This is a genomic window from Bradyrhizobium sp. SPXBL-02 (assembly GCF_051853065.1).
Lineage (GTDB): Bacteria > Pseudomonadota > Alphaproteobacteria > Rhizobiales > Xanthobacteraceae > Bradyrhizobium.
In genome coordinates this window covers 2,802,829-2,817,480 of the sequence record NZ_CP182474.1, presented here as the reverse complement: position 1 = coordinate 2,817,480, position 14,652 = coordinate 2,802,829, and the positions used below count along the sequence as shown (strand labels likewise).

At 61.2% G+C, this 14,652-nt stretch carries 11 protein-coding genes and 2 pseudogenes; 7 read left to right on the top strand and 6 right to left on the bottom strand.

Annotated elements, in window-relative coordinates:
• The first annotated feature begins 61 nt into the window (after positions 1–61).
• The gene (locus tag ACNJYD_RS12770; protein ID WP_439366555.1) at positions 62–1,627 is read left to right on the top strand and encodes a hypothetical protein; all 1,566 of its coding nucleotides are present in this window, start codon (positions 62–64) and stop codon (positions 1,625–1,627) included.
• 56 nt (positions 1,628–1,683) lie between these two features.
• Positions 1,684–2,808, top strand: a complete 1,125-nt coding sequence (locus ACNJYD_RS12765; RefSeq protein WP_246708825.1) for an acyltransferase family protein — start codon at positions 1,684–1,686, stop codon at positions 2,806–2,808.
• Here ACNJYD_RS12765 and ACNJYD_RS12760 read toward each other — a convergent pair.
• A complete protein-coding gene (locus ACNJYD_RS12760) occupies positions 2,798–5,509 on the bottom strand; it encodes a M10 family metallopeptidase C-terminal domain-containing protein (protein ID WP_439366554.1) in 2,712 nt (903 codons plus the stop codon). The two genes, ACNJYD_RS12765 and ACNJYD_RS12760, sit on opposite strands and share 11 nt — an antisense overlap.
• Positions 5,510–5,706: 197 nt before the next feature.
• On the opposite strand from ACNJYD_RS12760, the gene ACNJYD_RS12755 reads away from it, so the two are divergent.
• From ACNJYD_RS12755 to ACNJYD_RS12745, 3 genes and pseudogenes are all read left to right on the top strand, one after another.
• Entirely contained in the window at positions 5,707–6,009 is a 303-nt protein-coding gene (locus ACNJYD_RS12755) for a hypothetical protein (protein WP_172785387.1), read from the top strand.
• Positions 6,010–6,121: 112 nt separating this feature from the next.
• Positions 6,122–7,315 (top strand): CaiB/BaiF CoA transferase family protein, encoded by a 1,194-nt coding sequence (locus ACNJYD_RS12750; RefSeq protein WP_439366553.1) that lies wholly within the window; start codon positions 6,122–6,124, stop codon positions 7,313–7,315.
• 775 nt (positions 7,316–8,090) lie between these two features.
• A pseudogene (locus tag ACNJYD_RS12745) lies at positions 8,091–8,216 on the top strand (CoA transferase); the annotation flags it as partial.
• 88 nt (positions 8,217–8,304) lie between these two features.
• Here ACNJYD_RS12745 and ACNJYD_RS12740 read toward each other — a convergent pair.
• Together ACNJYD_RS12740 and ACNJYD_RS12735 are read right to left on the bottom strand one after the other, a co-directional pair.
• Positions 8,305–9,186 (bottom strand): outer membrane protein, encoded by an 882-nt coding sequence (locus tag ACNJYD_RS12740; RefSeq protein ID WP_172785389.1) that lies wholly within the window; start codon positions 9,184–9,186, stop codon positions 8,305–8,307.
• Positions 9,187–9,385: 199 nt separating this feature from the next.
• A pseudogene (locus tag ACNJYD_RS12735) lies at positions 9,386–9,580 on the bottom strand (tripartite tricarboxylate transporter permease); the annotation flags it as partial.
• 482 nt (positions 9,581–10,062) lie between these two features.
• Here ACNJYD_RS12735 and ACNJYD_RS12730 point away from each other — a divergent pair.
• A complete protein-coding gene (locus tag ACNJYD_RS12730) occupies positions 10,063–10,548 on the top strand; it encodes a hypothetical protein (RefSeq protein WP_172785390.1) in 486 nt (161 codons plus the stop codon).
• A gap of 138 nt (positions 10,549–10,686) precedes the next feature.
• Here ACNJYD_RS12730 and ACNJYD_RS12725 read toward each other — a convergent pair whose 3' ends face one another.
• The 3 genes from ACNJYD_RS12725 to ACNJYD_RS12715 form a co-directional block, all read right to left on the bottom strand.
• Positions 10,687–12,174, bottom strand: coding sequence for a tripartite tricarboxylate transporter permease (locus tag ACNJYD_RS12725; RefSeq protein WP_439366552.1), 1,488 nt, complete (start codon positions 12,172–12,174; stop codon positions 10,687–10,689).
• A gap of 12 nt (positions 12,175–12,186) precedes the next feature.
• On the bottom strand, positions 12,187–12,729 hold the full coding sequence (locus tag ACNJYD_RS12720) for a tripartite tricarboxylate transporter TctB family protein (RefSeq protein ID WP_212255478.1): 543 nt from the start codon (positions 12,727–12,729) through the stop codon (positions 12,187–12,189).
• A gap of 204 nt (positions 12,730–12,933) precedes the next feature.
• Positions 12,934–13,908: a Bug family tripartite tricarboxylate transporter substrate binding protein gene (locus tag ACNJYD_RS12715; protein WP_172785393.1), complete on the bottom strand. Its 975-nt coding sequence runs from the start codon at positions 13,906–13,908 to the stop codon at positions 12,934–12,936.
• 279 nt (positions 13,909–14,187) lie between these two features.
• Here ACNJYD_RS12715 and ACNJYD_RS12710 point away from each other — a divergent pair, with 279 nt between their 5' ends.
• The gene (locus ACNJYD_RS12710) at positions 14,188–14,541 is read left to right on the top strand and encodes a hypothetical protein (protein WP_439366551.1); all 354 of its coding nucleotides are present in this window, start codon (positions 14,188–14,190) and stop codon (positions 14,539–14,541) included.
• Positions 14,542–14,652: the final 111 nt, after the last annotated feature.

The following is a 14,652-nucleotide window of genomic DNA, read 5'->3' as shown; positions in this document are numbered from 1 at the left end:
GCCAACACCGCTATGGTCCGACTCGACGACCAACCTTGATCGCCAGCTACAGACCCAGTTCATGCAAAAGCAGCCCACTCGCGCGCTCACCATCCTTTTTGCGACCGTCCTTGCCGGTCTGTTCATCTTGCAATTCGGAACCTTCATCGACCGCGCCAGCCCAGCGCTGATCGACGATCACGATATCCTCCGTCCGCTGGGTGAGAACCCGACCGCCACGCTGCACGAGGTCTGGACCGACCTGAAAAACACCGACGAATACCAGGAACTGGCGAACACCGGAAAGGCGACGAGATTTCGCCCTGCCTTCTACCCTCTGAAGTCGATCCAGACCTATCTGTGGGGAAGCAACATTCGGCTGTGGTACATTGCCAATTTTCTGCTGTACCTCGGCACCACGACACTGCTCTTTTCTCTCGTTCTTCGGACTTTCGGCATTCCAAGCGCACTGGTCTTCGCCGCACTCTATCTGGGCCACAAATCGTGGGCCGATATCTTTCCCCGGCTTGGTCCGGTGGAAATTGAATGCATCCTGGTCGGAACGGTTCTGATCTGGCTGCTCTGGTGGTGGATCGAAACCGGAAGGGCCTCCGCGCTTTGGCTCGCGATACCGACGGCCCTGCTGTTCGGGGCAACGAAAGAAGCCGATTCACCCTTGTTGATTGCGGTCGGTGGCTTGCTGCTGGTTTGCGGCTACCTGAGCGGCACCAGGCGAATGATATCCGCCGGCGTCGTCCTGATCGTCACAGGCGCGATCGTGTTCGCGATCATGTTGCGTATCACTGCGACGGCAGGGACCGGACTGGTGGCGCCGTGGGGTCCATTGTGGTCCTACCGGCATCATCACAGCAGGGATGAGCTCGCCTGGCTCGCCCTTCTCCCGATCCCCATTCTGGCGGCCGCTGCGATCGCTCGTCGCTATGGCTGGCTCAAGATGAGCTGGGGCGAACTTGCCGCGCTCATGCTCGCGGCGGCTTCGGTCGAAATCCTCAGATTGACGCTCTACTACATCAGCTTCTCGATGACATATGGCGGGGTGAACGACGCCATCGGCATGCGATACGGGTATCCACTGGCTTTGATGCAAGCCATGGTCGCAGCGTTGGTGTTCGGCCGGCTTGCGAAGGACGACGATCGCATCGTCGCCTCACTCTCGGGAGCCGCAGCGATCGCCTGTTTTTTTGCGGTGCTTGTTCTCAACCGAGGCTTCTTCTCGCCTTACACGTTCAAGACGCGGGACTGGTGGCTCCAGTTTAACACGGATGCGAACACGACCGTGAGCGAAGCGGCGAGGCTGATTTATGAAGCGCGCAAGGAGAACAAGGATCCGGTGCTGATTGCGACGGGTCCTGCCATTGAATGGGAGCCGAAGCTTTCTCTCATCCTGTTCTTGAAGCGAAAAATGCCGGACATGGTCGTGTACTTCGACCCGAACGAGCCATCCTCGAATGCGCCATATTACAGCAAGACGTCGATCAAGCTCGGCGGGACCCCGCTGCCGCCCGAGATGCGGACAGCGCTGGCCGCACGAGGGTGCATCCTCGTTCACGTCGACGAGCGCGAATCTACAAACCGGGATTGCAAGGTGCTGAACATCACGACCATCAACGGGCGCCCTGCGCCCTGAACCAGCCGTTCGTGACGGCAGTTGTCGGGGCCCTGCTCCTGGGAATATATGTCGTGATGGAAAAAATCCGGGAACTCGACGGGCTGAGGGCCATTGCTGCTCTGCTTGTTATCGCGTGGCACTACATAGGAGCCGCCGATGGGCCAAACTTTTGGCTCTGGAACGTCCTCTATATAGGTCATTTCGGCGTCGACCTTTTCTTTGTGCTCTCCGGATTTCTCATCACGACGATCTTGCTTGAAAACCGCGATGCGCCGTCTTTCTTTTCATCGTTCTACGGGAGACGCGCCTTTCGCATTTGGCCGATTTACTATCTGATGGTCGCTATCTGCTTCTTCGGATGGCTCAGTGGTACAAATCCTGTGCTCTTCAACGGTGATGTCCCGGGATGGACATACCTCTTCGGCATCCAGAATTTCTGGATGGCCAAACTTCAGACCACCGGCGTCTATTGGCTCGGGGGCACCTGGTCGCTCGCAATCGAAGAGCAATTCTATCTGGTATTTCCTCTCGTGGTGCGGTTGGTCCCGCCCGACATCCTTCCCCGGGTGCTCATCGCCGTCATCCTCGTCTGCCCGATCGGTCGACTGATCGACAGCTTTACACCCGACACCTATGGCTATTACGTATTGCCGCAATTCAGGGCAGACGTCATCGCGATCGGGGCACTCATCGCCTGCTATCGGCTGAGCCGAGCACGAAGCGTCGCTGTGACACGGCAGGTCAAGCGCGTTCTGCTGGGAGCGTCCTGTTTCGTCCCCGTGATCATGATCTCGGGGAGCGCGACGTTCCATGCGGCGGCCTGGCAGCATACGCTGGCCGCGATCTTCTTCGGCGCGGTCGTCTTCATGGTCCTCGAAAATCAGGGGGCATCCTACCTGGCCCCACTTCGTAGCGAGACCGGCGCGCGCTTTGCACGCTGGTCCTACACGTCGTACATGATTCATCACTGGGTCGCGTATCTGGTTTTCTCACAACTTGGCGTGACGAGAACCGTGACGACTCTGTCAGGAATCGCAGCGACCGGACTGGCGTTCGTGACAACCTTCACGCTCTGCGCAATCAGCTACAGCTTCTTGGAAAAGCCGCTGAACCAGTATGCACATCGAAAATTCACGTTCGGACGCGAGCAAAAATTCGCAGTCCAACCCGCGAGAGAAGCCTCGACGCTCAACTTATGATGAAATGGTCCAGCGTGGACGCAGCATGAACGCCTATCGTCCCGTCGCCATTCAGATCCTGATGAAAGACAGTCTCAGCCTGCTGCAACGTTGCACTGGTGCCGGCAATCGCTCCCGTGTTGCTGGCAAAGTTGCCGTTGTTGTCGGTGGTCCAGATAGTGAATTGGTCGGTGCCCGGAATCCGCCAGGCCACCTCATAGCCGGATGATACCTGCTCGGCGGCGATCGGAGCCCAGGCGCCGAACTGCCCTGCCACCGCCGGCGATCCAGCGTATTTCAACTCGGGCCCCGTTCCACCCGCAACCGGGTTCAGGTAAAAGTTGGAGCTGTTGCTCTCGACCAGGCTGGTCGAACCGACCGCCTCAATCGTTAAGGACGGAATGCCCGTCGTCCCGTCGCCATTGAGATCCTGATGAAGAATGATCTCGGCCTGCTCAAGCGTCGTGCTCGAACCAGCGATGGCTCCGGTATTGCTCGTAAAGTTTCCGTTGCTATCGGTGGTCCAGACGGTGAATTGGTTCGTGCCGGGGATTTGCCAGGCAACCTCGAAACCGGATGAAGTCTGCTCCGCGGCGATCGGCGTCCAGGCCCCGAACTGTCCCGCCACCACTGGCGATCCGGCGTATTTCAGCTCCACACCAGAGCCGCCGCCAATGGGGTTCATGTAAAAGTTGTTGCTGTTCTGAACCAGGCTGGTCGAACCGGCGACCTCAATCGTCTGGACCGGGATGCCTATCCTTTCGTCGCCGTTCAGATCCTGTTGAAGAACGGTCTCGGCTTGCTGCAGTGTCGTGCTGGAGCCGGCGACGGCTCCGGTATTACTTGTAAAGTTGCCGTTGCTGTCGGTCGTCCAGACGGTGAATTGGTCAGTGCCGGGGATCTGCCAGGCAACCTCGTAGCCGGACGCGATATGTTCGGCGCCGATAGGCGTCCAGGCTCCGAACTGCCCCACCACCACGGGCGATCCGGCGTATTTCAGCTCCACACCAGAGCCGCCGCCAACGGGGTTCATGAAAAAATTGCCACCCGTCTGGATCAGGCTCGTGCTGCTAGCCGACTCGATCGTCGTCGGCGCGACCGGGACGCCGATCGTTCCATCTCCGTTCAGATCCTGATGGAAGGTGCTCTCCGCTTGCTTGAGCGCGGTGCTGCCGCCCGAAAGCACATCGGTGCAGCTCAGATAATTACCATTGCTGTCGGTGTGCCAGATGATGAACTGACTGGTACCGGGCACTTGCCACGCAATGTCATATCCGCTTGCGGTCTGCTCCGCGCCAATCGGCGTCCAGACATTGAACTGACCGGCTGTCACCAGTGAACCGCTGAATTTCAGGTCTACGTGCGCACCGCCGCCAACCGGGGCCATGTAGAAGTTGCTGCCACTCTGAAAAAGCCTTGTGGCGCCGATCGCCTCGATCGACACGGGTGGGTTGGCGAGAGAGCTGCTCGAGACGGCACCATCGGCAAACTGGAAATACTCGACGTTCGTGACGGTGTCGGTGGCGTCAGGTGAACCGGATCGCAGATCGGCGATGGTGAAGGTTTGCGTCGCCGAATTGTACGTAACGGCATAGTTGGCCCGGTTACCCGAATACACCGCGGTATCGGTGCCCGCCCCCCCGATGATGGTGTCGTTGTCCGCACCGCCGGTGATCTTGTCGTTGCCGCCGGCGCCGTTCAACGTGTTGGCGATGGCGTTGCCGACGATTGTGTCGTTGCCGGATCCGCCGGTGGCGTTGTCGATGTAGGAGCGCGCGTCGTTGTTGTAGAGGTAGGCGTTGTAGACGTTGCCCGAGGCGTAGTGGCCGTTGCCGAGATAGGCCAGCTGCACGGAGGAGAACACCGAGGAGGCGCCGGGATTGAGATTGATGCTCAGGTTCGTCGTGTAGTTCGACAGGTCGTAGGTATCGATGCCGCCGCCGTCCCAAACCGTCTCGTAGATGCGGTTGGCCGAGCCGCCGGCGCCGCCGCCGGGTGCGAGCTGGCCGACGCCGTTGATGAACTCCTGCCCCGTGGTCGGATTCCAGGTGTAGACGGTGTTGCTGCTCTGGGTCGTGTAGTCCGCACCGTACATGGTCTGGAGCGCGAGGATATCGTTGGCCATGTAGGTCTGCGAATATCCGTACGCTTCGTTGGTGTAGCCGCCTGTCGTCGAGGCGCCGACATAGCTGCGATAGCTCATGACGGTGTATTCGCTGTCGTCGTGCGCGCTCGGCACCGCGACGTTGGCGGGGCCGCCGGCCTCCTGGCTGTGCTTGAGGCCGAAGGCGTGGCCGAGCTCGTGCAGCGCGGTGGTGAAGTAGTAATTACCGAGCTTGGCCAGCGAGAAATTGTATTGCGTGCCGAACCAGACGTCGCCGCCGGACGAATAATTGCCCGGGTAGTAGGCGTAGGCGGTCGGATTGGCGGCCGGCGACTGCGCAACCATGATGTCGGCGCCGTTCGTGCCCGCATATTGGATGTCGGCGTTGGTATAGCCGAGGATCAATCCGATCGCGTAGTTGATCGCGGTCTGGATCTGCGTGGGTGCCGAGGCAAAACCCGACGTAGTCGGCTCGCTGCCGCCGCCGTAATAGGGATTGGAATAGTCGCTCGGCGCGTCAGGAAAGCTGTAGGTGATCGTGCCCGACCATTTGACGCCCGACAACAGGCCGTCAATCTCGGCGTTGTTGGTGGCACTGACATTAACAGCGGTAGCCAATTGAATCTCCAAAGCAACGCGTCGTGTGATTCGCCGCGGGGGCACATGATTCTAGCTAGAGAGTTAAACGTTTGGTTTAAATGGGGCAGCGGCGTTTGCGCTGCTCCCATAAGGCTGTGTTAGCCATTAAATACCGTAGAGATACGGAACGCGAGCATAGAGTTTGTTCCCGGAACGCCCGTAATTTGCAGGGTTTCATGAAACGACGCACACTCCCGGCCGGCCTGTTTGGCGCCTTGATTGCGCTAGCCGGACTGTCCCATCAACGTCTCGGAGGACTGCCTGTTATGGTGGAGAAGGCCAAAGCAGAGGACAGCAGCAAGGCAAGGCGCGCGCCCTCCATGCCGATGGCGCGCGATCCTGCCGCTGCGGTGGCAGAGGAATATGAAGCTGCCCGCCGGAAGGGAACGCGGGAGGCCCTTGAGCTCTTCATTGCGCGCCACGGCGATGATCCCCTCGCCGCGCAGGCGCGCGCCGAATTGAAGCGCCTGTCGCGCTGATCTCGCAGCCCTCAGGCAAGGCATTTCGGCAGGCGGCATCGGCGCCGGCCCGGCTTGTCGCGTGATCTCTGGGCACTATGGTAGGCCCGCAACTGTCCTGGAGCCTTTCACGATGCCCTTCCCGCATGCCTCGGAAGCCTTGTCGCGCTTCACCGTGCTCGATCTGACCCGCGTCCGCTCCGGGCCGACCTGCGTGCGCCAGCTCGCCGATTGGGGCGCCAACGTCGTCAAGATCGATGCACTGACCGAGGATGCCGGCGGCGAGCAGCCGGGCGGGCCGCGACGCGGTTCCGACTTCCAGAATTTGCACCGCAACAAGCGGGCGATGACGCTAAACCTGAAGGACGAGCGCGGGCTCGCCTTGTTCAAGCGCCTCGCCGCCAAGGCCGACGTCGTGGTCGAGAACTTCCGGCCCGACGTGAAGAAGAAGCTCGGCATCGACTACGACAGCCTCGCCGCGATCAACCCGCGCATCGTCTATGGCAGCATCTCCGGCTTCGGCCAGGACGGCCCCTACCACAAGCGGCCGGGTTTCGATCAGATCGCGCAAGGCATGGGCGGGCTGATGTCGATCACCGGCACGCCGGGCGAGGGGCCGATGCGGGTCGGCATTCCCGTCGCCGACCTGACGGCCGGCCTGTTCTGCGCCATGGGCATCCTCACCGCGCTGCTCGAGCGCGAGGTTTCGGGCAAAGGACAGTGGGTGCAGACCTCGCTGCTGCAGGCTCAGATCTTCATGCTCGACTTCCAGGCCGCGCGCTGGCTGATGGAGAAGGAGGTCGCCAAGCAGGCCGGCAACAACCATCCGACCAGCATTCCGACCGGCGTGTTCAAGACCTCCGACGGCTACATCAACATCGCCACCACGGGCGGGCGGATCTGGGAGCGCTGCGCGCAGGCGATCGGTGCACCGGAGCTCTATGCCCATCCCGACTATGCGACCGCCCCTGCCCGCTCCAAGAACCGCGACGCGCTCAACGCCGAGATCGAGAAGCGCACGGTGACGAAGTCGACCGAGACCTGGGTCCGCGAGCTCAACGAGGCCGGCGTGCCCTGCGGGCCGATCTACGCCATCGACCAGATGTTCGAGGACGCGCAGGTCAAGCATCTCGGCATTGCGCAGGACGTGCCGAACGACGAAGGCCGGCCTATCCGTCTGGTCGGCCAGCCCGTGACGCTGTCGCGCACGCCGAGCAGGATGGTGGCACGGCCGCCGGAATTCGGCGAGCAGACCGACGAGGTCTTGAAAGAATTCGGTTTCGGCTCTGAGGAGATTGCGAGGCTCAGGGACGCCAAGGTGGTGTGACCCCGGTTGGAAACGACAATGCCCGGCGGGACCCCGGGCATCGAAGGCGGCTCGCGTTGGACAGCAGCACGATGGCCACTGTTGTGATCGAGCCGGCCAGGCCGCTCGACCAGAACCCTTCAAAGTGCCTCCGGAGCCGATCTCGCAAGCGGAAGGCATCCGAGGCACGGTTGCCGAGCACGGGCGGCATCGGCAGAAGAGGCATGCGCCGCCGTCTCCGGCACGAACACGCCCTCGATACGGCCCTTGCCGAAGCTCTCGCAGCCCGGCGAGCCGTAGATCGTGCGCAGATTGCCCGAACGGTGTCCATGCCAATGCCGGCGAGCAGCGCCCCAGCGATGACCGTCTTACGGGTGGCCTAGACACCGACGAACGTGAACAGATTGGCCGTAAAAATCGCGACGTTAAGCTAGAAATCAGGCTTACGGGCTGGCGGCCGGCCGGGCGGCGGTTCGTTCAAATCTCGCGCCCAAGGAGCACCTGTTACGGCTCTTGACCTTGAAGACGTTTCGTCAGAGCTGACACAGGAAGAAATCAGAAAACTTGCGCTCACTGCAGCAGCGGCCCCCACCATCTTCATACTGGAGGTCAACACCGAACGGCTCGATCGAGTTGGAGCTTCCTGCATCACAAGCACCCGGCTGAATCGATAAAGCTAAACTAGCAGAATGGTGCAGGATCAGCGAGTCAGGGGCTGTCCGGCAACCACTTGGAGCAACAGGACAATCGAACCTGCTCGAACGAAGAGTTCCCCGATAGCCCTCTAGCTGTGCCTTCCGGCACGCCGAGCAGGATGGTGGCGCGGGCGCCGGAATTGGGTGAGCAGACCGACGAGGTGCTGAAGGAGTTCGGCTTCGGGGCCGACGAGATCGCAAGGCTCCGCGACGCCAAGGTGGTGTGACCTCACGCGCCCCGTCTGCAACGACAAAGCCCGGCGCGAGGCCGGGCTTTGCTTGTTGTTGACGCCTTGGTTGATCTCAGTACTTCGCTTAGTACTTGGCGACGACCGGGCCGTCGAACTGGTAGTTGATGCCGGCGCGCAGGATGTGGTCGGTGAAGCGCGACGAGACATTGGCGCTGATCGGCAAGGCGGGCGACAGCGTGAACGGGCCGGACGAGAAGCGCCCGAGATCCATGTAGAGATATTCGAGCTTGGCACTCCAGTTCCGGGTGATCTTGCCCTCGACGCCCACGCCGGCAGTCCAGCCCACGCGCGTGGTCGAGTTGGAGCCGACCGACGTTATCGGAGCGCCAAAGGGCGCAATGCCGCTGAAGCTGGTCATCGTGCCTGTGGTCTTGATTTCGCCGAAGGCCAGACCGCCGGTGCCGTAGAACAGCACCTTCGGAGTCGCCAGGATGCCAACGCGGCCCCGAACCGTGCCGAACCACTGGAGCTTCTGGTCGACCGTCAGGGTCGTGCCAGCCAGACCGCCGGGCGGCAAGAACGTCAGACCGGGAAGACAGGGTCCGGCGACCGGCGCGACGGCAGTACCGACGCAGCTGAAGCCGGCGCTGCCCTTCTCGCCCGACCACTGGAGGTCGCCCTCGATGCCATAGACCCAGTTTGCATTTTGCCAATTGTAGCCGGCTTGGCCGCCCGCGATACCGCCGTTCATGTCGAACGCCCCACTGGTGATGGAGCCGGCCGGAGGCGCGATCGGTATGCCAGTCGGCGTGTTAAAATAGGTGACGTCGGTGCGAGAACGTCCCCAGCTGTAGCCGCCGTTGACGCCGACATAGAAGCCCGTCCAGCTCCAGACCGGATCGACGATCGGCGCCTTGACATAGGGCTTTGCCGCGAGATCGGCGGCCAGCGCGCCGGTCGCAAACAGCGACATCGCGGCCGCCATTCCAATCACTATCCGCTTCATGGAGAATTCCCCCTTGCACGATCTTGTGATCGAACATACCCGCATGCTCGCCCAAGGGCTGTGTCGCAGCGGCAACATTCGGAAACAATCGAAATCGCGGTCGTATCCGGGTCGAAACGCTGCTTTCGTCTAAGCTATTGATTTTAAGAGAATAGCTGCCGCGTCCTAGGGGCGATGTCGTCCTGGTCCCATGCGTCAACCCGACACGGGCGAAGAGATTGTCGATCACCGGCCAGAACAGCAGCAGAATCGCCAAGGTTGTGATCGAGCCGACCAGGCCGTTCGACCAGAACAACCTTCAAAGTGCCCCCGGAACCGATCCATCGAGAAGGCGGAAGGCATCCTCGGCTTGGTTGCCGAGCACGACCGGAAGGGTGAACCGCGCCAGCGGAATGCAGCAGCTTGATCTCGCGAGCGCGCGGCATCGGGAGCGGCGGCAGATGCAACGAACGCCATTCGCAGCGCCCGTCCGACTTGACGGTTCAAGCTGTCGCTGCTCTTAGAGACTCAGCGTCGAAGGACATGGTGAAGAAGATGATGCAAAATTGGCTTCTTGCCCTGTTTACTGGCTTGATGGTTGTCGCCTGCTTATTGGCTGCTGTCCTTGTTGATAGTATCTGCTGCAGACTAAGGGAGCGAGGATCCCGCTTCGCTGCTTCCGGTCGCGCACTTTCGGGACTCAAATAGCTGCCCGTGAAAACGAGGCCAGTTCTGATCCGACGGCCGATCGCCCGCCAATCCCGACATTCTCCTTTCCCAACGGTGAGCCCGAGATAATTCCCATTGCTCAGCAATCCCGGAGGACAACGATATGACTAAGGTAGTCAATGCTATGGTTCGCGATGCCAACCATCCGTGCAGTAAATAGGAAATCAGATGATTTTGAGTACGCATGCGATCGTCGGTGGCGCGATCGCCAGCCTGTTTCAATTGCACCCGGCAGCCGCGGCCATCGCGGGATTCGCAAGTCATTTTGCAATTGATGCAATTCCGCATTGGGACTATCCGCTTCGCTCAATAAGTCTGGGCAAAGGCGCCAACAATCGCCGCCTGTCCTTCAGCCGTGCGACACTGAGGGATTTTGCAATCATCGGAATTGATGCTTGCGCCGGACTTGGCCTTGCGCTCTGGATGTTTGCAGCGGAAGGATCAATTTGGATAATTGCGATCGGCGCCTCAACCGCGATGTTGCCAGACGCGTTGCAATTCGTTCACACCCTTTACCCGCGGGGCTTGCTTCACATCCTCCAACGCTTTCATTGGTGGATACACTCTAAGCGCGCGCTGACAGGACTATTTGGCGTGGGCTCGCAACTCGCATTCGCCGGAACCGTTGCCGTACTCGCAAGAAGCATCCATTGAATCCGGCAGCATAACCCGGACATGCATCGAAGGCCGACGAGATCTCGCGCTCAACCTTTCGCAAACCAACTTCGACGCTAGCCCGAGACAATCGCGAATGTTATTGCCTAAGACTTGGTGGCCTTAGCGCCGTTACCTTCATCTTGAGCGCTTGAGAAGCCCGTCGATCACCGGCCAGAACAGCAGCAGAATCGCCAGCGTCGTGATGGAGCCAACGAGGCCGTTCGACCAAAAGACCCCAAGGTTTCCACCCGAGCCGATCATCGACAGGCGGAAGGCATCCTCGGCACGGTTGCCGAGCACGAGCGCCAGGGTGAACGGCGCCAGCGGAATGCCGATCTTCTTGAAGACGTAGCCGACCACGCCGAAGCCGAGCATCAGCCAGATGTCGAACATCGCGTTCTGGATGGCATAGGCGCCGATCGCGCAGGACACCACGATCATCGGCGCCACCGCCGCGAACGGCACGCGCAGGATCGAGGCGAAGATCGGCACCGTCGTCAGCACCAGCACGAGGCCGACGACGTTGCCGAGATACATCGAGGCGATCAGCCCCCAGACGAAGTCCTTGTGCTCGACGAACAGCAGCGGCCCCGGATTGAGCCCCCACACCATCAATCCGCCGAGCAGAATCGCGGCGGTGCCCGAGCCGGGAATGCCGAGCGCCAGCATCGGCAGCAGCGCCGAGGTGCCGGAGGCATGCGCCGCCGTCTCCGGCGCGAACACGCCCTCGATGCGTCCCTTGCCAAAACCCTCGGGCTCCTTGGCGAAGCGCTTTGCCAGATTGTAGCCCATGAAGGAGGCCGCGATCGCACCGCCCGGGGTGATGCCGAGCCAGCAGCCGATGAAGGAGGAGCGCAGCAGCGTCACCCAATATTTCGGCAGGTCCTTCCAGACGCCGAGCACGACGCGCAGCGAGATGCTAGCGGCATGTCCGCGCAGCGCAAGGCGCTCCTCCATCGTCAGCAGGATCTCGCTGATGCCGAACAGGCCGATGACGGCGACCAGGAAGTTGATGCCGCGCAAGAGTTCCGGCGAGCCGAAGGTCATGCGCAGACTGCCGGAGACCGTATCCATGCCGATGCCGGCGAGCAGCAGCCCCAGCGACATCGAGATGACGGTCTTGTGCTTGGCCTCGCGCCCGAGGCCGACAAAGGAGCAGAAGGTCAAGAGATACACCGCGAAGAACTCGGGCGGGCCGAATTTCAGCGCAAAGGACGAGATCATCGGCGCGAGGAAGGTGATCAGCAGCACCGCGACCAGCGAGCCGACGAAGGAGGAGGTGAACGCCGCGGTCAGCGCCTCCGCCGCCCTGCCCTGCTGCGCCATCGGATAGCCGTCGAAAGTGGTCGCGACCGACCAGGCTTCGCCCGGGATGTTGAACAGGATCGAGGTGATGGCGCCGCCGAACAAGGCGCCCCAATAGATGCAGGACAGCATCACGATGGCCGAGGTCGGGTCCATCGTGAAGGTGAGCGGCAACAGGATCGCAACGCCGTTGGGGCCGCCGAGCCCGGGCAGCACGCCGACGAAGATGCCGAGCACCAGCCCGACCATCATCAGCACGAGCGTCTTCCACGTCAGCAGGACGGCAAAGCCGTGGAGCAGGAGACCGAGAGCTTCCATCGCGCGGCGCCCCTAGCGGCCGAGGGCCGCTTCGAGCGGCCCCTTCGGCATGATGACGTCGAAGGCGACGTCGAAGGTGACGAACATGAGCGCCGTGAACGCGAACGCGGTGAGCAGCGACTTCCACAGCGCGATCTTTCCGACGAGCCGCATGAAGCCTGCGATCAGGAGAAAGCTCGCGACATAGAGGCCGAGGAACTGGGTCGCCAGGCAGAACAGCAGCGTCGGCACGAACACCGCCAGCACGCGGCGGCCTTGCGCGCGCGTGACGAAAGTCCCCGACGAGGCGCGCCGTGCCAGCAGCGCCGCGATCAGCCCGTAGAGGCTGCCGCCGGCGAGAATGACGGACAGATAGAACGGGAAATAGCCGGGCTCGGGCCCGGTCGCATCCCAGGATGCGCCGGTGCGCCAATTGTCGTAGCCGAGCGTGACCGCGAGCGCGAGCAGCAGGAGGCAGACGACGATCTCGATCGTGCCGGACGAGACGACGGAAGGGGAATCGTCTTCGGGCGCGGTGGGATCCTCGACGACGATTTCGATATCGGTTTGGGACATGCTGAAACAACAACGCTGTGGCCAATCCCCTCTCCCGGCTTGCGGGGCCGCGACGAGCTTCGCTCGCGCTGAGAGGGTTGGGGTGAGGGGGAGTCTCCGCGCAGACGGTGAAAGTTGGACTCGTGGAGAGTCCCCCTCACCCGGATCGCATCTTCGATGCGATCCGACCTCTCCCCGCAAGCGGGGCGAGGTGAAGGAAACCGGCTACTTCGCGACGAAACCGGCTTCCGTCATCAGCGACTTGTTCAGCGCATCGTCTTCCTCGAGGAACTGCACCATGTCCTTGCCGGTGAGGAAGATCGGCTTCAGGGCCTGCTTCTCCATGTACTCCTTGTACTCCGCCGTCTGCGTCACCTTGTGGAACAGATCGACGTAGAACGCCTGCTGCTCCGGGGTGACCTTGCCGGGCAGGAACATCGCGCGCAGCATCAGATATTGCACGTCGACGCCCTCCTCCTTGCAGGTCGGGATGTCGGCCCAGGACTGCGTGTCGGTCACCTTGGTCGTGTAGGAAATACGCTCCCTGTCGAACACGCAGAGCGGCCGCACCTGGCCGGCGCGCCAGACTTCGAGATTTTCGGAGGGGTTGTTGACGTTGGCCTCGGTGTGGTTGCCGACCAGCTGGGTCGCGGCCTCGCCGCCGGACTTGTAGGGCAGATAGGAGAATTTCGCGCCGGTCTTCTGCTCCAGGAACACGGTGAGCACATGGTCCTCGCGCTTGGAGCCGGTGCCGCCCATCTTGAACGGCGCGCTCGCGGCCTTCGCCGCCGCGACGAAGTCCTTCACCGTCTTGGGGCCCGCGCTGTTGTCCCACAGCACGAACTGGTCGAGCGCGACCACGGAGACCGGCGTCAGATCGCGCCAGTTGAACGGGATCTTCGCCGACAGCGGCAGCATGTAAATCAGCGAATAGGCGATCAGCACCTTGTTCGGATCGCCCTCGCTGGACTTCATGTACATCAGCGCTTCCGCACCCGAGGCGCCGCCCTTGAGCGAGACCACGATCGGCTGCTTCATCAGATTGTTCTTCTGGATCGCGGCCTGCATCATCCGCGCCATCTGGTCGGAGGCGCCACCCGCGCCCGCCGCCACCACGATCTCCACCGGTTTCGTCGGCTCCCAGCCCGCAACAGCCGGCGTGCCACAAAGCGCCATTGCGAGCGCAATTGCGGCCTTCATTCCATGTCCCACGTGCGTCTTCCCTATCTTATTGTTTGCGTTGGAAATTCGGCGATGAATTCAGCGCCCATTGTGCTGGCGAATCCAGCCGAGTTCAAGCCATCCAAAGTCATCCCCCTTATGACTTTGGAATGAGACAAGTCTCGCGGGATCGGAGCTACAAAGAGCCCGTTGGTCCTTTGGACGAGCGAAAAAGATCAGTGGCCCGGCCTCAGGCTTGACTTATCAAGCCTCCGACGTTTTCTGAGTTAGCGAAATGTATTTTGAAGTGCTGAAGTGATGCCGCGCCTGCTCTACATCAACGAGAAATTTGGCCATGACGCAACGATCATCCTGGACAGCGGGGACGCCTGTTGGATCTCCGTTGGCAGCAGGGGTGTCTTGGTACGCTCCCACAAGCACAGCTTCTGGGGTGGATTGTTGGGAAGTCTGCTTGGTCTGAAGCTCTATCGGGAGCGGGATGTCTACCGCGCACTCAGTGTGGCTCAAGCCCTCGCCGCGACATTTCGGCCGGTTCCACAAATTCAATGCCGAGACGTGATCCTCAAGGCATTCTGCACAGCGGTCTGGCACAGCTCTTCACCCGCACGCGTTAAGGACGTTCTGAATGACCCGGCTTTGCTCGAAGGGTAACATTGCTAGCTGCAAGCACGGCTCCTAACGGGCATATCTGCTTCGTCTGTGCTTGCAATTTTGTTTTCCAACCCTATTCCTGAAAATATGAGTACCAGTAGAAAACTGAAT

Excerpts from the sequence above, each read along its gene's own strand:
- ACNJYD_RS12715 (WP_172785393.1), bottom strand. The coding sequence starts at position 13,908 with ATGAAGGCCGCAATTGCGCTCGCAATGGCGCTTTGTGGCACGCCGGCT.
- ACNJYD_RS12770 (WP_439366555.1), top strand. The coding sequence starts at position 62 with ATGCAAAAGCAGCCCACTCGCGCGCTCACCATCCTTTTTGCGACCGTC.
- ACNJYD_RS12730 (WP_172785390.1), top strand. The coding sequence starts at position 10,063 with ATGATTTTGAGTACGCATGCGATCGTCGGTGGCGCGATCGCCAGCCTG.
- ACNJYD_RS12720 (WP_212255478.1), bottom strand. The coding sequence starts at position 12,729 with ATGTCCCAAACCGATATCGAAATCGTCGTCGAGGATCCCACCGCGCCC.
- ACNJYD_RS12710 (WP_439366551.1), top strand. The coding sequence starts at position 14,188 with ATGCCGCGCCTGCTCTACATCAACGAGAAATTTGGCCATGACGCAACG.
- ACNJYD_RS12765 (WP_246708825.1), top strand. The coding sequence starts at position 1,684 with ATGGAAAAAATCCGGGAACTCGACGGGCTGAGGGCCATTGCTGCTCTG.
- ACNJYD_RS12750 (WP_439366553.1), top strand. The coding sequence starts at position 6,122 with ATGCCCTTCCCGCATGCCTCGGAAGCCTTGTCGCGCTTCACCGTGCTC.
- ACNJYD_RS12740 (WP_172785389.1), bottom strand. The coding sequence starts at position 9,186 with ATGAAGCGGATAGTGATTGGAATGGCGGCCGCGATGTCGCTGTTTGCG.
- ACNJYD_RS12755 (WP_172785387.1), top strand. The coding sequence starts at position 5,707 with ATGAAACGACGCACACTCCCGGCCGGCCTGTTTGGCGCCTTGATTGCG.
- ACNJYD_RS12725 (WP_439366552.1), bottom strand. The coding sequence starts at position 12,174 with ATGGAAGCTCTCGGTCTCCTGCTCCACGGCTTTGCCGTCCTGCTGACG.